We start from the raw sequence: 18,628 nt of genomic DNA on the forward strand, positions 1-18,628 counted from the left end.
TGGACCTTCGCGCATCAGCTCAAGCTAATGACGTTTCCTGCACAAGGCAGAAGCCGAAATTAGTTGCCGGTCAGCTTCTCGCGCAGTGCAGCAAGAGCTTCGTCGGAAGCCAGGGTACCTGCATCGGTGGCTGGAGCCTCCGAGGAGTACGAAGCTGGAGCTGGCTCGGAGCTGCCTGCAGCAGCAGGCTCTGCTTCTGCGTCAGCTACGATTGCGGCTGCAACCTGCTTCTTGTGTGCTTCCCAACGCTCCTGGGCAGCAGCGTACTGTGCTTCCCATGCAGCGCGCTGGGTGTCGAAGCCCTCGAGCCATTCGTTCGACTCTGGGTCGAAGCCCTCTGGGTACTTGTAGTTGCCGGCCTCGTCGTACTCTGCAGCCATGCCGTAGAGTGCTGGGTCGAACTCGGTGCCCTCTGGGTCAACACCTTCGTTAGCCTGCTTGAGCGACAGCGAGATGCGGCGGCGCTCCAGGTCGATGTCGATGACCTTGACGAACAGCTCGTCGCCAACGGAGACAACCTGCTCGGCCAGCTCAACGTGGCGCACTGCCAGCTCGGAGATGTGAACCAGGCCTTCGATGCCGTCTTCGACGCGTACGAACGCACCGAATGGAACCAGCTTGGTAACCTTGCCCGGTACAACCTGACCCAGTGCGTGGGTGCGGGCGAAGGTCTGCCAAGGATCTTCCTGGGTAGCCTTCAGCGACAGGGAAACGCGCTCGCGGTCCAGATCGACTTCGAGAACCTCGACGGTGACTTCCTGGCCAACTTCGACAACCTCGGATGGGTGGTCGATGTGCTTCCAAGACAGCTCGGAAACGTGTACCAGGCCGTCTACGCCGCCCAGGTCCACGAATGCACCGAAGTTGACGATGGAGGAAACAACGCCCGGACGAACCTGGCCCTTTTCCAGCTTGTTGAGGAAGGTCGAGCGAACCTCGGACTGGGTCTGCTCGAGCCATGCACGGCGGGAAAGCACAACGTTGTTGCGGTTCTTGTCCAGCTCGATGATCTTGGCTTCGATTTCCTGGCCGATGTATGGAGCCAGATCGCGCACACGGCGCATCTCGACCAGCGATGCTGGTAGGAAACCACGCAGGCCGATGTCCAGGATGAGGCCACCCTTGACAACCTCGATGACGGTACCGGTAACGACGCCGTCCTCTTCCTTGATCTTTTCGATGTCGCCCCAAGCACGCTCGTACTGAGCACGCTTCTTGGACAGGATCAGGCGGCCTTCCTTGTCTTCCTTGGTCAGAACCAAGGCTTCAACGCTGTCGCCAACGGTGACAACTTCACCTGGGTCAACGTCGTGCTTGATGGAAAGCTCGCGGGAAGGAATGACACCTTCGGTCTTGTAACCGATGTCGAGCAGAACTTCGTCGTGGTCAACCTTGACGACGGTGCCTTCGACGAGGTCACCATCGTTGAAGTACTTGATGGTGGCGTCGACTGCGGCCAAGAAGTCCTCAGCAGATCCAATGTCGTTGATTGCGACGACTGGTGCGCTGTTGTTCTCGTTCGAGGTGATGGTCATGTAGTAGGGACTCCGATGTGGATAGATTTGATCAGTCGAAACCCCGGAAGTCCCGGAATTTCGAGCGGGTAGAACTTGCTTGCAGCCACAACTAGCGCCATGGCACGCTGTACAAGTCTACGCGTATACCAGAGTGCGGGTCAAAGCGTAACCCACTAACATCCACGTCAGCATTTTGTGAACTTCGTCATAACGGGCGGTTGATGCGGCCCCTGCCGCTAGAAGCCGTGCGGCGTGAATCCCTCGTGGGGCGCGTTGAATAAGTGCATCCAGTTCCCCGGCTGTCCCCCGTTTTCCAGAACGGCGCGGCCCGAATCCAGCAATTGCCCCAATTGCACGGACCCCAGGTACAGCCCCGCAAGTTCGCGCGCCGACAGAGACACCCGGGGCAGGCCGGCTGGAGCATGCCCTTCTTCGATTCGGCTGACCGCGACATGGGAATCGGACACGTCGAAGAGGTAGCTTCCGGAAATCATCTCCAGCCGATCGCTCACGCTCAACACCAACTGCGCCTCATGCTGGTAGCCGCGCGCTTCGAAGGCGGCAACAACGTCGAGAACGCGCAGCCACAAGACATCGTCTATGGAACGCACGTGGTAGTCGCGAACGTTTTCCAGCACATGGCGCAGCGGATCCGCCACCGGGCCTTGGCCGTGTACTTCCTCCACCAGGTCATGGTTGCCCAGGTACTCGAAGAGCTTGATGCGGGCTGCCTCGCTCGTAGCTACCAGCTTTTGCACGACCAGTTTTGCCTTGGGCTCATCCCATCCGCCGAACTTGTACGTGGCGAAGCCGCCGAGCTGGCCGTCGCCGTCGTAGTAGGCGGCAAAGCGCAGGTTCTTCGGCTTGCCCAGGCTCTCCCAGGTGTCCCAGCGTCCCAAGGCGAAGCCGTCATCGTACTCGGTGCTGTCCACGGAGCCGAAGGTCTGCTGCAGCGCATTCACTGACAGGGCCGCGTACTGCGCCCCGAACTGCTTCGGATCGACATCGATCACCTGGCCGGGCACCTGCACGCGCAGCTTGACCCCCTGGGCGCACTTGAGCGTGAACCGGGTTTGGTAAGTGGCCGGCTCGAAGCCGAACCGCCCGTAAATGGTCGCCTCCGACGCGGACAACGCCGCCATCGGGAATCCTGCCTGCTGGGCGTAGGCGAGGTCGGCGGTGATCTGCTTCGACAGAATGCCGCGCCGCCGATAGCTCGGCGCGACCGTGACGGCAGAAATCTTGTGCGTTGGAACGGGCGCCTTGCCCCCGGCGTTGATCAGCCCCGGGAACGCCCCATAGGTGTGCACCGGGTCGGCGGCATGGCGCGAGTGCGGTTCCGCGGCGGTGTCGAACACCAGTGAAAAGCGCATCTTTTGGGCATAGGTCAAGTCCAAGTAGTTCGACCACTGCTTCTCTTCCGGCAGCGGCTCATAGAAGCCGATCCCGGTGGCCTGGTGGAAGACCTTGATCGCTTCGTCGATTTCGGGGCGGCGTTCGGTGGCCTGGTACGTCCGGGTTTCCAGTTTCGGCTCGCGCTCTGGTCTCATCATGCTCCTTGACAGGGGAATCGGCTGCTCACAGTCTATGTGCAGCTTCGCGCTGCGCAAGGGGCGCAATCACCAGGCTTCGGAGAGGGTGATGAACCGGAGTCCGGACTCCAGGGCCGGCCCCAGCCCGAGCGCCATGCCTTTGGCTGTGCCGGAAGCCGGCTGGTTGAAGTGCCCGATGCCTACGTCCCCGGCACCCAGCTGGCGGACCTGAGCGGCCACAGTCTGCGCACCGAAGGTCGCTCCGGCATCCAGATTGACGGTGAAATTCATTGGAACCACGCCCAGCTCCCGGCACATCACCGCACCGGCTTCGTCCATGTGCGCGGTACCGGAACGGAAGAATTTCGCGACGATTCCGAACTGGTCGGCCAGGTACCGCTGGTTTCCCATCACCTCGTCGTAGGCCTGGCCAATCGAACCCGTGCCGCCGATACCGTAGGCTGACTGCCCCAAGGTGGCCAGCGGGGCATGGCTGGTTCCGTGGTTGGCGATCTCGAACAACTTCTCGTCGACCAGCTCAGCCAGCAGACGCGCATTGGCGCGAGCCCAGCGTTGGTTGACGAACAATGTCGCGGGCACCTTCCTGGCACGCAATACGTCCAGCAGCGCTTCATCCACCCCGGAGCCCTTCGGTCCCCCACAGGCATCGAAGGTCAACGCCGCGGCGCCATCGGCCCGAGGCAATCGAAGCTCGATGCCTGGGATGTCCAGACCGAACTGGCCCGCCGGAACGCCTTCGAACTTCGCCACGGCCTGGCTCCGGCTCAGGTACACCGCTTGGGGGCTGGCCGAAGCCAGAGGCGACGCAGCCGCATCGGGCACGGGGCCGGCCGGCGCCGACGCTGCCGCTGAACCGGCTCGGCCCACCGGATCGCCTGCGCTGCAACCGGCGATCAGCCCGGTCGCTAGCGCCCCCAGGCCCAGGCTGCCGGCTTTCAGCACCCGACGGCGCGTGTAGTGCTCCATGTTCTTTTCTTTCGTCGAACCCGCGTGATCATGCGGCAAGGGCAGGATCACCTCTCGATGCTCCTGCCCTTGCCGATTGCTGTGCCTAGTGCGCTGCGTCGTGCCAGGTCCGGCCGATGCCCGGCTGGACATCCAGTGGAACCAGCAGGTCCGCGGCTTGGCCCATTTCGCGGGTTACCAATTCCTGCACCTGCTCCAGTTCACCGGCGGCAACTTCCAGAATCAATTCGTCATGGACCTGCAACAGCATCCGCGACTTGAATTGTCCTGCAGCCAGCCCCTCGGCAATCTTGAGCATGGCCACTTTGACCAGATCCGCCGCAGAGCCCTGGATCGGGGCGTTCAATGCGGCACGCTCGGCAATATCGCGAAGCCGGCGATCCGAGCTGTTCAGCTCCGGCAGGTAGCGGCGGCGTCCGAAGATCGTCTCGGTGTAGCCGTCCTTGCGGGCCTGGTCCACCACCGAGCGCAGGTAGGTGCGCACGGCGCCGAAGCGGTCGAAGTAGTCCTTCATCAGCTTGCGGGCTTCGTCAACACCGATCTTCAGCTGCTTTGACAGGCCAAAGCTGCTCAGGCCATAGGCCAAGCCATAGCTCATCGCCTTCACCTTGGAACGCATTTCCGAGGTGACTTCTTCCGGCGCCACGTTGAACACGCGTGAACCGACATAGCGGTGCAGGTCCTCGCCGTTCTGGTAGGCCTCGATCAGGCCCTCGTCCTCGGACAGGTGCGCCATGATGCGCATTTCAATCTGCGAATAGTCAACGGTCAGCAGGCTCTCGTAGCCCTCTCCCACCATGAACACGTCGCGGATCCGCCGGCCCTCTTCCGAACGCACCGGGATGTTCTGCAGGTTCGGGTTCAGGCTCGAAAGCCGGCCGGTGGCCGCCACGGTCTGCGCATAGGTCGTGTGGATGCGGCCGTCGCTGTGGGTTGCCTTGAGCAAGCCGTCGACGGTTTGGCGCAGCTTGATCGCGTCGCGGTATGCCATCAGCGCCACCAGGAAGGGGTGCCCGGTTTTGACCAGGAGATCTTGCAGCGACTCGGCGTCAGTGGTGAAGCCGGTCTTGATCTTCTTGGTGCGAGGCAGATCCAGTTCCTCGAACAATACGACCTGCAGCTGCTTGGGGCTTGAAAGATTCACCTCATGGCCGATCGCGGCGAACGCATCGTTGGTCGCCTGATCCACCTGGGTGGTGAAATGCGCGCGCAACTCATTCAGCCGGTCCACGTCCACTGCCACGCCGGCGCGTTCCATCTCGAAGAGCACCGGAATCAGCGGCAGCTCCATTTGCGCCGCCAGCACATCCGCGTGCTTTTCGGCCAGCTTGGTGGCCAGATAGGCGGAGAGGTCATGAATAGCCTGCGCCTGGGCCAGGGCCGGTTCGGCAAGATCCGAGGTGAGCCCCAGGTCCAGTTCGCCCTTTTTCGCTTCATGCACCGGCACCGCGTACTTCAGGTGGTACTGCACCACATCAACCAGGTCGTGGCTTCGGCGATCAGGCTGGATCAGGTAGGCGCTAATCAGCGTGTCGTCCCGGATGCCCGCAACTTCCAAACCGCGTTCGATCAGCAGGTGCATGGCCGCTTTGGCATCGTGGAAGATCTTTGGAGCGTTCTCATCGGCCAGGAACTGCGCCAGCACGCCCTCTGCGGCTTCATCCAGCTGAGCCAAGTCCAGCCAGGCGGCCTGGTCACCGCGGTAGAGCGCAAGACCCACTGCTTCCCCATCAACCACCGCCGGCTGCAGGGCGATTGGTGCACCCTTGCCGGCGTCGATGAAGCCACGCAGGCCCTCGGCATTGTCGGTGACCACCCTGGTGAAGGCCGCAACCTCCGGAGCGACCTCTTCTTCCTGGGCAGCAAAGAGGTCAAAAAGCCGCTTGCGCAGGGTATTGAATTCCAGCGCGTCGAACAGGTTCTCGATCTCTTCGCGGTTCGGCGCCACCAGTTCCATCTCTTCGAGGGTCACTGGAAGATCAAGATCGTGCTTGAGCTGGTTCAGGCGGCGGTTGCGCGTCACGTTGTCCACGTGCTCGCGCAGCGACTCGCCCACCTTGCCCTTGATCGCATCAATGTTCTCCAGGATGCCGGCCAGATCACCATACTGGTTGATCCATTTAGCTGCCGTCTTCGGGCCAACCCCCGGCACGCCGGGCAGGTTGTCTGCGGTTTCGCCAACCAGCGCGGCAAGGTCCGAGTAGCGTTCGGGGCGAACGAAATATTTCGCTTCCACGGCCGCAGCGTCCATCGGCGGAATGTCGCTGATGCCCTTCTTCGGGTAGAGCACCAGGGTCTTTTCGGTGATCAGCTGGAAGGCGTCTCGGTCTCCGGACACCACCAGCACATCGAATCCGGCATTTTCGCCCTTGGTAGCCAGCGTGGCAAGGATGTCGTCAGCTTCGAAGCTTTCCAGGGTGATCGACGGAATATTCATCGCCTTCATCACTTCCTGGATGAGGTCTATCTGCCCGTAGAACTCTTCGGGGGTTTTATTCCGGCCACCCTTGTATTCGGTGTACTCCAACGAGCGGAAAGTCGGGGTATCCAAGTCGAAGGCCACGGCAACGTGCGTAGGCTTCTGCTGCCGGATCATCGTCAGCAGCATCGACACGAATCCGTGCACCGCGTTGGTGTGCTGTCCGGTGCTTGTTGCGAAATTCTCCGCGGGCAACGCATAAAACGCGCGGAACGCCATGGAATGTCCGTCAATAATCAGCAGTCTGTTGTCCGACGAGGGTGTCAGTTTGGTAGTTTCGCTCACACCTGAAAGCCTAGTGGCCATGAACGAGAATTTCACTCCTCAACCCACGCAATCTTCGGCACATCCCTTCGCCGACCAGCTGGCCCGGCACGGCGTTCCGGAATCCATCTGGCCCTATCTCGCCCACAATGGCGTCGGCGAACTCGTTGAGAAGCTGCAGATTGTCTTCACCGAATTCAGCCCTCAAAGGCTGAGCGCCACCATGCCGGTGGCTGGAAACACCCAGGTGTACGGGATCCTGCACGGAGGGGCTTCGGCCGCACTGGCGGAAACGCTCGGTTCGATGGCCGCGGCGCTGCATGGGGCCGGAACCTCGCAGCCAGTGGGCGTTGATCTGAACATCACGCATCACAAGGCGGGGCACTCCGGGATGGTCACGGCCCAGTGCATGCCGGTGCATTTGGGCGCGCGCAGCACATGCCATGAAATTATCATCAGCAACGATGCGGGCCAGCGGATCGCCACGGCGCGCATCACCAACATGCTCTTGCCGCTCGACCGCTAATTGCCGAGCCAGCGAGGCCGCTAGTCGACCGAGTAGCGGGACAGGAAGATGTCGCCACCCAGATCGGTGACGCTCAGCGACGAGAGCTGGGTGCTTATGCCGCGCCCGAAAATGCTGGTCCCTTCCCCGAGCACCACCGGCACGGTCACCACGATCAGTTCATCGAGAATTTTCGCTTCGACGAAACCGCCGGCCACATCCGCCCCGCCGACGATCCACACGTCACCGGCGCCAGCGCTGCGCGCAATATCCCGGCTCCAGAAGCCGAATTCGCCGCGAATGAAGGTCAGATCGGTATCGGGAAGTGTCGGCAGTTCGTGGTGGGTGAAGACCCAGACAGGCTTATTCCCGAACTTCCACTCCATCCGGCCTTCGGCGACTTCGCGGGCGATATCGGCGTAGGTTTTCCCGCCAATCACGACCGCGCCGACGCTTTCGAAGAACTGGTCAAAATGCTTTTTCACACCCGGTTGCTGGGCGAACGTGGTGAACCAATGCGCATCTTTGCTGCCATCTGCGATAAAACCATCAACGGAGGCACCCACGTAGTACTTGAAGCTTGTCATGGCTCCAGTCTAGGGGTGCCTCCGTTGAAGGCAATATCAAGTTGTTTTTACCAGCCAAACGCCCAAAGGCGGACGACCGGTTTCTGCGCTAGTGGCTTGAGGAGAAACCCAGAATGGCTTCGCTCAGCTGCGGCACGATCAGCACGACGCCGAAGGCGACGATCAGGCCGGCAACAGTGAAGCAGGCGTACGCTGCGCTCTTGCTCAGGCTCGTGCTGCGCCCTTCGTCCTTGGCCACGGCCAAAAGGCGCACCCCGAACGAATATGCGGCGACGATCAGCATTGCCGAAATCCACGTGACAATGGCAACGATCCCAAAGGAGGCCCAATCGATCATGAGTTATCAGCTTCCTTCTGCACTGCAGCAAGCTTGGCCTGCTGCGCTTCCGCTTTGGCCTTGGCACGGCGCTGCTTCTTGGTCAAGATGTTCACCGCTGCGCCGGAGTTGTCAATGTCGGACATGGTCGTCTCGGCACCGTGAGGCTGCTTGCGGGACACGAACCAGATGGTCAGCATTGCCGCCAAGCCCAGGATCGCGACGATCACCACGCCCGGGGTGCCCAGATGGGTTATCCATGCGGCCAGACCGCCGACGATCGCTGCAGCCGGCAAGGTGAAGAGCCAGCCAAGGGCAATGCGCCCGGCAGTCCCCCAGCGAACCTCGCCGCCCTTGCGGCCCAATCCGGAACCGATGACAGAGCCGGAAGCCACCTGGGTGGTCGACAATGCGAAGCCCAGGTGCGAGGAAGCCAAGATGGCTGAAGCGGTGGAAACCTCCGCGGCGAAACCCTGTGCCGGTTTTACATCGGTCAGGCCCGAACCCATGGTCTGGATGATGCGCCAGCCACCGGTGTAGGTACCCAGGGCGATCGCAAAAGCACAAGCGGCCACTACCCACAGGTGCACGCCGGAGTCGGATTCCTGCAGCCCCGAGGCTACAAGGGTCAGGGTGATGATGCCCATGGTCTTCTGCGCATCGTTGGTACCGTGCGAGAGCGCCACCAGCGAAGAGGAGAAAATCTGTCCGTAGCGGAAGCCGCCGCGCTTAGGCGAGGCGCCGCTTTGCCGCTTGGTGATGGCGTAGGCCAGCTTGGTGCATAGGTAGGCGGAGACGCCAGCGATAATCGGCGCGCAAATGGCCGGGAGCAAGACCTTGGAGAGCAGCACGCCATAGTTCACTGAGGCGAGACCGGCACCGACAATAGCTGCACCGACCAGGCCTCCGAACAGTGCGTGGGAGGAGCTCGATGGCAGGCCCAGCAGCCAGGTCAGAAGATTCCAGATCACCGCCCCCATCAGGCCCGCGAAGATCATGGCCGGGCCGATGGCCACGCCGGTGGTGGGGTCTTCGTTGATGATGCCGCCAGAGATGGTCTTTGCTACCTCGGTGGAGAGGAAAGCGCCGACGAGGTTCAAAATTGCGGCGAGGGCAACTGCCTTCTTGGGGGAAATTGCACCGGTTGCGATCGGGGTGGCCATCGCATTGGCCGTGTCATGAAAACCGTTGGTGAAGTCGAAAAACAACGCCAAGGCGATGACCAGGACGACGATTAGCGTCAAATCCATTTAGTACCAGCCTGAAGGGTCGAACGGCAAGGGAAAGTGTGCGGGCTTCGAATTAAGATCCCCTGCGAAAATCAGTGTCGTGCAGGACTTGGTTCCAAGCGCAGTTTCAATCTTAGGCGTACTGGGCTGTTCGTCAATCCAGGCCGTCAACCAGCATCTGGCAAAATTTGGATTAACTTTGAACATCACAGCAGGGCCTGCAGCCTTGTGACCGCTGCGCCACACTGGGGTGACATGGAAAATGTGCGTCAAAACATAGGGTGTCATGACGCACATCTTCAGCAGCGGAACGAGCCGTTGTTGCTTACTTGACCTGATCGACCACGGTTTCGGCTACCTGTCGCATGCTCAGACGGCGGTCCATGGAGGTCTTCTGGATCCAGCGGAACGCTTCTGGCTCGGTCAGCCCCATCTTCGTGATCAACAGGCTCTTGGCACGATCAACCAGCTTGCGGGTTTCGAACTGCTCAGCCAGGTTGCTGACTTCTTCTTCCAGGGCACGCAGCTCATCATTTCGCGAGATGGCGATCTCGATGGCCGGAGTCAAATCGCCCGGGGTGAAAGGCTTCACCACGTAGGCCATGGCGCCGGCTTCGCGGGCCCGCTCTACCAGTTCCTTCTGGCTGAACGCGGTCAGCAGCACCACCGGGGCAATGCGCTCCTTGACGATCGCCTCGGCGGCGGTAATGCCATCCATCACCGGCATCTTCACGTCCATGAGCACCAGATCCGGCTTGAGCTCGCGGGCCTTGTCCAAAGCAGCTTGCCCGTTATCGGCCTCGGCGACCACTTCATAGCCTTCCGATCGCAGGATTTCGACAATATCCAGGCGGATCAGGGTTTCATCCTCGGCAACGAGAACACGACGCGGGGTGGACTGCACCTCGGATGGAATTCGGGTGATTTCGGGTAGTTCGCTCATTGGCGTCTTCCTCCATGGTCAAAAATCCTGTCCGTGCAAGGGACAGCAAATAGATGGTTTCCGATAGCGAAGCCACGTTGCCTCGGTTTCACATACAAGCCTACTTGCATGTACTCTGGTTCAGGCGAAGACGCGAGGATCCTGATTAGGAATTCTGGAAAACCTCTAGTAAAGTAGTCAAAGTGCCAGCCCAAGTGGCGGAATCGGTAGACGCGCCGCACTCAAAATGCGGTATCGAAAGATGTGTGGGTTCGAGTCCCACCTTGGGCACAGCGAAGCAGCCGTTGGACCGGAGATTTTCTCTGGTCCAACGGTTTTTTTGTGCCCAAAATCGATGCCGCTGTGACCGAGTCCACACCAATGGATTTTTACCCCAGCCAAGCAAAAAGTTCCGCTGCCCGAAGCCATATGGCGTCGGGCAGCGGAACTTTTAAGGTCTCAGCGCAAAAAGCCGCTGCTACAGGGACTCAGGAGTCGAAACATTCTCCGCTGCCCATGGGCCGACCTTCTCGCGGGCTGGCATTGGCTTGCCGTCAACCAGCTGGCCTGCATCGGCCAGATCGCCGATCTTGTGCACGCGTAGCGAGTTGGTGGAGCCCGCCTGGCCTGGAGGGGAACCGGCAGCAATGCAGACCAGGTCGTTGATCTCAGCCAAGCCTTCGGAGAGCAACGCCTCGTCCACCTGGGCGGTCATCTTGTCGGTATGGTCCGCGTATGCCACCAGGCGAGCCTGGATGCCCCACATCAGGGTCATGATGTTGTAGGTCTGCTGCAGCGGGGTGAACGCCAGCACAGGCTTCTTCGGGCGCAAGCGCGAGAGGCGGCGTGCCGAGTCGCCGGACTGGGTGAAGGCCACAATGTACTTCGCGTCGAGCTGATCCGAGATCTCCACAGCGGCACGGGTGATGGCGCCGCCGCGGGTCTTGGGCTTGGAGCCCAGGCGCGGGATGCGATCCAGCCCGTGCTCTTCGGTGGAAGAGATGATGCGGGACATGGTTTCGACGGTTTCGACCGGGTAGGCGCCAACCGAGGTCTCCCCCGACAGCATCACTGCGTCCGCGCCATCGAGTACTGCGTTGGCGCAGTCCGAAGCCTCGGCGCGGGTCGGAGTTGGCGACTCGATCATCGATTCGAGCACCTGGGTGGCGACGATGACCGGCTTGGCCCAGCGGCGTGCGAGCTCAACAGCGCGCTTCTGCACCACGGGAACTTCTTCCAGCGGCAATTCCACGCCGAGGTCGCCACGGGCCACCATGATGGCGTCGAACGCGTTGATGATCTCTTCCAGCGCTGCTACGGCCTGCGGCTTCTCGATCTTGGCGATCACCGGTACGCGGCGGCCTTCTTCGTCCATGATTTCGTGCACGCGCGAAATGTCTTCGGCGTTGCGCACGAAGGACAGAGCGACCATGTCGACGCCGGCACGCAGTGCCCAGCGCAGGTCGTCCTCGTCCTTTTCGCTCAATGCAGGTACGTTCACTGCGACGCCTGGCAGGTTGATGCCCTTGTTATTGGACACTTCGCCGCCGACGACGACCTCGGAGCGCACCGAGGTCGCGTCGACCTCAACAGCCTTGAGCTTGACCTTGCCGTCGTTGACCAGCAGGAAGTCCCCTGGCTTCACATCGTGCGGAAGACCCTTGAAGGTGGTCGAGCACAGGTTTCGGGTGCCTTCCACATCGTCAATGGTGATGGTGAATTCCTCGCCAGCTTCGAGGATGTACTTCGCGTTGTCCTTGAAGCGGCCCAAACGGATCTTCGGGCCCTGCAGGTCGGCGAAGATGCCGACCGCACGGCCGATTTCCGATGCCGCGTTGCGCACATTCGCCAGCGATTGCGCGTGCATGGAGTGGTCTCCATGGCTCATGTTCAAGCGTGCTACATCCACGCCTGCTTTTAGTACCGCTACAGTGTTTTCATAGCTCGCCAGGGCTGGACCCCAGGTTGCCACAATCTTTGCGCGTCTCATTCCGTCAGCCAAATGCCTTTCATGTTCACATAGGCAAAATGCGGCCCACCCGGATATCGGGTGCGCCGCATTCAAGCCTATGACACTCAAATGATGCTGATGGCCCTATCGGTTGGAGCTACCGGTGCAGGAAGGGTGGTCGAGCCCATGAGGAACTGATCGACCGAAGCTGCGCAAGCGCGGCCTTCGGCGATAGCCCACACGATCAGCGACTGTCCCCGACCGGCGTCTCCGGCGACGAAGACCGATTCGGTGTTCGTCTTGTAGTAGCCATCTCGGGCGACGTTGCCCCGGTTGTCGAATTCGATACTGACCTGTTCGTCCAGCCCTGAAACTTCAGGCCCGGTGAACCCGAGGGCAAGCAAAACCAAATCCGCAGTGATGACGCGTTCGGTTCCAGGCTTCGGGAGGCGCTTGCCAGCAACAAATTCTGTCTCTGCAACTGTAACACCGATCACCTTGTTCTGCTCAGTTCCCTCGCCGGCGACGAAGTTCACAGTCGACGCAAGGTAGCTGCGTTCGCCGCCTTCTTCGTGCGAGGACTGCACCTCGAAGAGCACTGGCATCATTGGCCACGGCTGGTTTTCGCTGCGTTCGGTGCCCGGCTGCTTGCCGATGGCCAGCGTCGTAACACTGGCCGCGCCCTGGCGCAAAGCGGTGCCGATGCAGTCCGAGCCGGTGTCGCCGCCGCCGAGGATGATCACGTGCTTGCCCTTGGCATCGATTTTGCGCTCGCTGCTGGTACCGGCAACAACGCGGTTGTTGTCGGTGAGGAACTCCATGGCGTGGTGCACGCCATCGAGCTTGTTGCCGGGTACCGGAAGCTCGCGTGGCACGGTGGCACCAGTGGCAACAATCACCGCGTCGTAGTCGCGCTGCAGCTGCTTCCAGGTGATGTCCTTGCCGATTTCGATGCCGGTGCGGAAGATCGTGCCTTCCTCGCGCATCTGGTCCAGGCGGCGATCGATGATCTGCTTTTCCAGCTTGAAGTCAGGAATGCCGAAGCGCAGCAGCCCGCCGATGGCCTCATCGCGTTCGTACACAGCCACGGTGTGCCCGGCACGGGTCAGCTGCTGGGCGGCGGCCAGTCCGGCGGGGCCCGAACCCACAATGGCGACACGGTGCTCGGTGTGGCGCGCTGGCGGCTGCGGGACGAAGTCCCCGGCATCCATCAGGTGCTCGGCCAGTTCGGCCTCCACCTGCTTGATGGTCACCGCAGGCTGGTTGATCCCGAGCACGCAGGAGGACTCGCACGGTGCTGGGCAGAGCTTGCCGGTCAGTTCCGGGAAGTTGTTGGTGGACAGCAGCCGGGCTGCCGCATCATCCAAGCGGCCCTTGTAGGTCAGATCGTTGAACTCCGGAATCAGGTTGCCCAGCGGGCAGCCCTGGTGGCAGAACGGAATGCCGCAGTCCATGCAGCGCGACGCCTGCTGCTGCAGGGTGCCGTCCTTCTGCCGTTCGACAACTTCCTTGTAGTCCATCAGGCGCACCGGTACGGGGCGCTTAGGTTGGGTGACGCGCTCGGTCACCTTCAGGAATCCGCGTGGATCAGCCACGGGTCACCTCCAAAATCTTGTTCCATACCTGTGGCGAATCAGGGTTCTGCCCGTTGGCTTCGGCATCGCTGCGCACCTGCTGCACGGCTGCGAAGTCGCGCGGGGTGATGCTGGTGATGCGGTTGCGCGTTTCTTCCCAATTCAGCACCAGGCGCTGTGCCAATGGCGATGCGGTCTGGGCGATGTGCTCGGTGAGCAGCTCGTGGATGCGCTCGGCTTCCTGGTCGGTGATCGGGGTGATCAGCAGGTCGCCCTGGCTGGCTGCCAGCGGGTTGAGCTTGGCTTCATCGAAGTCGACGACCCAGGCGACACCGCCGGAGAAGCCCGCGCCGAAGTTGCGGCCGGTCTCCCCCAGGATCAGCACCTCGCCACCGGTCATGTACTCGCAACCGTGTTCGCCGATGCCCTCGGTTATGATGCTCGCCCCGGAGTTTCGGACAGCGAAGCGTTCGCCGACCATGCCGTTGATGAACATCGAGCCGCTGGTGGCTCCGTAGCCCACCACATTGCCGGCGATCACCTGTTCTTCCGCTGCGGAAGTGGTGCTCTTTGGCGGGTGGATGACGATCTTGCCGCCGGACAGGCCCTTGCCGACGTAGTCATTGGCGTCGCCGTCCAGGGACAGGGTGACACCTGCGGGCAGGAAGGCACCGAGCGACTGGCCGGCGCGCCCGGCAAGGTTCACCGTGATGGTGTCATCGTCCAGGGTCTCCAGACCGAAGGTCTTGGTGACATAGTGGCCCAGCAGCGTGCCCACCGAACGGTCGGTGTTCACGATCGGCGACTCGATGGTCACCGGAATGCGATCGGACAAAGCCGGGGTCGCGGCAGCCAGCAAGCGCTGGTCCAGGTGGTTGTCCAACCCGTGGTCCTGGCCAATGCGGCGCCGGCGGGCGGCAAGCTCAACGGCGGGCTGGTGGGTGATTGCCTCCAGCGCCAGGCCGGTGACCTTGCGGTGCGCGCCCAGCTGCTCGGCGTCGGTTTCCAGCAATTCCACGCGGCCGATCACTTCGTCCAGGGTGCGCGCACCCAGGGAAGCGAGCAGTTCGCGGACTTCCTGGGCAATGAACTCGAAGAAGTTCACCACGAATTCGGCCTTGCCGTTGAAGCGCTCGCGCAGCACAGGGTTCTGTGTCGCCACGCCCACCGGGCAGGTGTCCAGGTGGCAGACGCGCATCATGATGCAGCCCGAAACCACCAGCGGCGCGGTGGCGAAACCGAACTCCTCGGCACCCAGCAGGGCACCGATCAGCACGTCGCGGCCGGTCTTGAGCTGTCCGTCGACCTGTACGGTTACGCGATCGCGCAAGCCGTTGAGGATCAGCGTCTGCTGGGCTTCGGCCAGGCCGAGTTCCCATGGGGTGCCCGCATGCTTCAGCGAGTTCATCGGCGAAGCGCCGGTGCCACCGTCATGCCCGGAAATCAATACCACGTCGGCCTTGGCCTTGGCCACGCCGGCGGCCACGGTGCCGATGCCGGACTCGGAGACCAGCTTCACGTGCACGCGCGCCGAAGGGTTGGAGCACTTGGCGTCGTGGATCAGCTGGGCCAGATCCTCGATCGAGTAGATGTCGTGGTGCGGTGGCGGGGAGATCAGCCCGACACCCGGGGTGGAGTGGCGGGTTTTGGCGATCCAGGGGTAGAGCTTCTGGCTCATCAGCTGGCCGCCCTCGCCCGGCTTGGCGCCCTGGGCCATCTTGATCTGGATGTCATCCGCGTTGGTCAGGTACAAGCTGGTCACGCCGAAACGGCCCGAGGCGATCTGCTTGACCGCGCTGCGCCGCTCGGGGTCGAGCAGGCGCTCCGGATCCTCGCCGCCTTCGCCGGTGTTGGACTTGCCGCCCAAGCGGTTCATGGCGATGGCAAGGGTTTCGTGGGCTTCGGCAGAGATCGAGCCGTAGCTCATCGCACCGGTGGCGAAGCGCTTCACGATTTCGGAGACCGGCTCCACCTCGTCGATGTCGATCGGGGTGATGCCCTCGGTCTTCAGCTTCAGCAGCCCGCGCAGGGTCTTGAGCTGCGCGGCCTGGTCGTCCACTGCCTTGGTGTACTCCTTGAACACGTCATAGCGGCGGGTTCGGGTGGAGTGCTGCAGGCGGAAGACCGTCTGCGGGTCGAACAGGTGCGGCGGGCCCTCGCGGCGCCACTGGTATTCGCCACCGACCTCAAGCTCGTTGGCCTGGGACGCGCCGTCGATTTCCGGGTAGGCGCGGGCATGGCGGGCAGCGGCCTCGGCGGCCACCACATCGAGTTCGATGCCCGAGAGCTTGGTGGTGGTGCCGGTGAAGTACTGGTCGACCACGCGCTGGGACAGGCCCACGGCTTCGAAGGTCTGCGCGCCGCAGTAGCTGGAGACCGTGGAAATGCCCATTTTGGACATGATCTTCAGCACGCCCTTGCCCAGGGCCTTGATCAGGTTCGAGTTGGCGGTTGGACCGTCAACGCCTGGCAGCTCGCCCTCTTCTGCCATCTGCTCCACCGATTCCAGCGCCAGGTACGGGTTGATCGCGGCAGCGCCGTAGCCGATCAGCACCGCAATGTGGTGCACTTCGCGGGCGTCGCCGGATTCGATGATCAGCGAGGCACGGGTGCGGTTCGAGCTCTTGAGCAGGTGGTGGTGGACCGCCGAAGTCAGCAGCAAGGAAGGGATCGGAGCCCAGGCCGCGGAAGAATCGCGGTCGGAGAGCACGATGTAGCGCACGCCGCGGTTCACCGCAGCGGAGACCTTTTCGCAGATTTCCTGCAGGCGCGCGCGCAGCTCTGATTCGCCGCCGGCCGGGCGGTAGAGCCCGCGGACCTTGAGCGAGAGCTTGGATCCGGACTCGTCGCGCAAGTTCACGATCTTGGCCAGCTGGTCGTTGGTCAACACCGGGTAGTCCAAGGCGATCTGGGTCTGCGGAACCTTATCCAGGCTCAGCAGGTTGCCGTCGGGCCCGATGGTAGTGCGCATCGAGGTGACCAGCTCTTCTCGGATGGCATCCAGCGGCGGGTTGGTGACCTGGGCGAAGGACTGGGTGAAGTAGTCGAAGAGCAGGCGCTGGCGGTCGGCCAGGGCTGCGATCGGCGTATCGGTGCCCATGGCGGCCAGCGGCTCGGCGCCGGCGGTGGCCATCGGGGCGAGCAGCACCCGCAGTTCTTCGGTGGTGTAGCCGAAAGTCAGCTGGCGCAGCAGCACGGAAGCCGAGTTGTGGCGCACGTGCTCCAGGTCCGGGAAGTCGGCCAGGGTCTTCATATTGTGCGAGACCCATTCGCGCCATGGCTTGGCCGCGGCAACCTCGGCCTTGATTTCTGAGTCTTCAACGATGCGGCCGGCACTCAGGTCGACGGCGAACATCTTGCCCGGGGCGACACGGCCCTTGGAGACAATGTGCTCTTCTGCCACGTCGATCACGCCGACCTCGCTGGCCAGCACGACCAGGTCGTCATCGGTGACCCACCAGCGGGCCGGGCGCAGGCCATTGCGGTCCAGCACGGCGCCGGCCATCTGGCCGTCGGTGAAGCACACTGCTGCCGGGCCATCCCATGGCTCGATCAGCATCGAGTGGTACTGGTAGAAGGCGCGCAGGTCCTCATCCATCTGGGTGTCGTTTTCCCATGGCTGAGGGATCATCATCATGATCGCTTCGGTCACGTTGCGGCCCGAGAGCATGAGCATTTCGGCCACTTCATCGAAGCTGGCCGAGTCCGAGGCACCCGGGGTGCAGATCGGGAACAGCTCTTCAGGCACTTCGCCCAGCAGCGTGGAGTCCAGGGTGGACTGGCGGGCGCGCATCCAGTTGCGGTTGCCCTTGACCGTGTTGATCTCGCCGTTGTGCGCGATGGTGCGGAACGGCTGGGCCAGCGGCCACGAAGGGAACGTGTTGGTGGAGAAGCGCGAGTGCACGATCGCGCAGCGGCTGGTGAAGCTCGCCTCGGACAGGTCCGGGTAGAACGGCTCGAGCTGCGCGGTGGAGACCATGCCCTTGTAGACGATGGACTGCGCGGAGAAGGAGGCGAAGTAGACGCCCATCTTGTTGTGCGCGCGGCGGCGGATGCGCCAGGCCGCTGCATCGAGTTCACGGCTGCTCAAGGCCGGTGCTCCGGCAGGCGAGGCGACAAAGAACTGGGTGATATAGGGCATGACCTTGCGGGCCGAAGCTCCCAGGACCGAGGCGTCGACCGGCACTTCGCGCCAGCCCAGTACCGACAGGTTCTCTTCGGCGGCGAGGCTTTCAAGTTCGGACTGCGCGTATTCGCGCTCCTTGGTTTCCGCTGGCAAAAAGCCCATGCCCACGGCGTACGATCCGGCCTGGGGGAGCGGGAAGCTCGTGGCGCTGCGCAAGAACGCGTCGGGCATGTGCAGCAGGATGCCTGCACCGTCACCGGTGCCTTCGTCAGCGCCGATGGCGCCGCGGTGTTCCAGGCGGCGCAAAGCGGTCAGCGCGTGCACGACGATGTCGTGGCTGGATTCGTTTTTCAGGGACGCAATCATTGCCAGACCGCAGGCGTCCTTTTCAGCCGCTGGATCATACAGCCCCTGCGCGCCGGGCAGCGCCGCGAAGCGGGTGTATGGCGAGGCAACGCCCTCGCCAGAGCCTGGCGAGGCGTTCATTTGGACTCCGGTCATGCTCATGAGCGTGCCTTTCTGTGGTTCATGCAGGATAGGCGCGCCGACCCCTTAGGCAAAGAGTATATTTCTTGCAAGGGCGACCGGCCGCCTGAATGTCTCATCGAACTGAAACGTATCGACAGTGCCAAGCGGGGT

The 18,628-nt window shown here is 62.3% G+C and carries 12 protein-coding genes and 1 tRNA gene; 2 read left to right on the plus strand and 11 right to left on the minus strand.

Annotation, left to right across the window (positions count from 1 at the left end):
• Positions 1–59 precede the first annotated feature (59 nt).
• The 4 genes from rpsA to polA all read right to left on the minus strand — a co-directional run bounded on the left by rpsA (position 60) and on the right by polA (position 6,734).
• Complete coding sequence (gene rpsA, locus AC6CHO_RS00290; protein WP_058254564.1) at positions 60–1,535, minus strand: 30S ribosomal protein S1; 1,476 nt, start codon at positions 1,533–1,535, stop codon at positions 60–62.
• A gap of 218 nt (positions 1,536–1,753) precedes the next feature.
• On the minus strand, positions 1,754–3,070 hold the full coding sequence (locus AC6CHO_RS00295) for a GNAT family N-acetyltransferase (protein WP_498213103.1): 1,317 nt from the start codon (positions 3,068–3,070) through the stop codon (positions 1,754–1,756).
• A gap of 66 nt (positions 3,071–3,136) precedes the next feature.
• Positions 3,137–4,036 (minus strand): polysaccharide deacetylase family protein, encoded by a 900-nt coding sequence (locus AC6CHO_RS00300; protein WP_498213104.1) that lies wholly within the window; start codon positions 4,034–4,036, stop codon positions 3,137–3,139.
• 85 nt (positions 4,037–4,121) lie between these two features.
• Complete coding sequence (polA, locus tag AC6CHO_RS00305) at positions 4,122–6,734, minus strand: DNA polymerase I (protein ID WP_444664858.1); 2,613 nt, start codon at positions 6,732–6,734, stop codon at positions 4,122–4,124.
• Positions 6,735–6,819: 85 nt separating this feature from the next.
• Here polA and AC6CHO_RS00310 point away from each other — a divergent pair, with 85 nt between their 5' ends.
• Entirely contained in the window at positions 6,820–7,305 is a 486-nt protein-coding gene (locus AC6CHO_RS00310) for a hotdog fold thioesterase (protein WP_498213105.1), read from the plus strand.
• 20 nt (positions 7,306–7,325) lie between these two features.
• Here AC6CHO_RS00310 and AC6CHO_RS00315 read toward each other — a convergent pair whose 3' ends face one another.
• From AC6CHO_RS00315 to AC6CHO_RS00330, 4 genes are all read right to left on the minus strand, one after another.
• Entirely contained in the window at positions 7,326–7,871 is a 546-nt protein-coding gene (locus AC6CHO_RS00315; protein ID WP_498213106.1) for a dihydrofolate reductase family protein, read from the minus strand.
• Between the two features lie 88 nt (positions 7,872–7,959).
• A complete protein-coding gene (locus AC6CHO_RS00320; protein WP_444663440.1) occupies positions 7,960–8,208 on the minus strand; it encodes a hypothetical protein in 249 nt (82 codons plus the stop codon).
• Positions 8,205–9,437: an inorganic phosphate transporter gene (locus AC6CHO_RS00325; protein ID WP_060701879.1), complete on the minus strand. Its 1,233-nt coding sequence runs from the start codon at positions 9,435–9,437 to the stop codon at positions 8,205–8,207. The genes AC6CHO_RS00320 and AC6CHO_RS00325 overlap by 4 nt, the downstream gene beginning before the upstream one ends.
• A 304-nt stretch (positions 9,438–9,741) precedes the next feature.
• A complete protein-coding gene (locus AC6CHO_RS00330) occupies positions 9,742–10,359 on the minus strand; it encodes an ANTAR domain-containing response regulator (protein WP_060701880.1) in 618 nt (205 codons plus the stop codon).
• A gap of 188 nt (positions 10,360–10,547) precedes the next feature.
• On the opposite strand from AC6CHO_RS00330, the gene AC6CHO_RS00335 reads away from it, so the two are divergent.
• Positions 10,548–10,629, plus strand: a tRNA-Leu gene (locus AC6CHO_RS00335).
• A gap of 187 nt (positions 10,630–10,816) precedes the next feature.
• On the opposite strand, the gene pyk is transcribed toward AC6CHO_RS00335, so the two are convergent.
• The 3 genes from pyk to gltB all read right to left on the minus strand — a co-directional run bounded on the left by pyk (position 10,817) and on the right by gltB (position 18,496).
• The gene (gene pyk / locus AC6CHO_RS00340; protein ID WP_498213107.1) at positions 10,817–12,328 is read right to left on the minus strand and encodes a pyruvate kinase; all 1,512 of its coding nucleotides are present in this window, start codon (positions 12,326–12,328) and stop codon (positions 10,817–10,819) included.
• Positions 12,329–12,414: 86 nt separating this feature from the next.
• Positions 12,415–13,884 carry a glutamate synthase subunit beta gene (locus tag AC6CHO_RS00345; protein ID WP_146275325.1) on the minus strand — a complete coding sequence of 490 codons (1,470 nt, stop codon included), beginning with the start codon at positions 13,882–13,884 and terminating at the stop codon, positions 12,415–12,417.
• Positions 13,877–18,496 (minus strand): glutamate synthase large subunit, encoded by a 4,620-nt coding sequence (gene gltB, locus AC6CHO_RS00350; RefSeq protein ID WP_498213108.1) that lies wholly within the window; start codon positions 18,494–18,496, stop codon positions 13,877–13,879. The genes AC6CHO_RS00345 and gltB overlap by 8 nt, the downstream gene beginning before the upstream one ends.
• Positions 18,497–18,628: the final 132 nt, after the last annotated feature.

It is taken from the genome of Glutamicibacter sp. GQ173 (assembly GCF_059759215.1).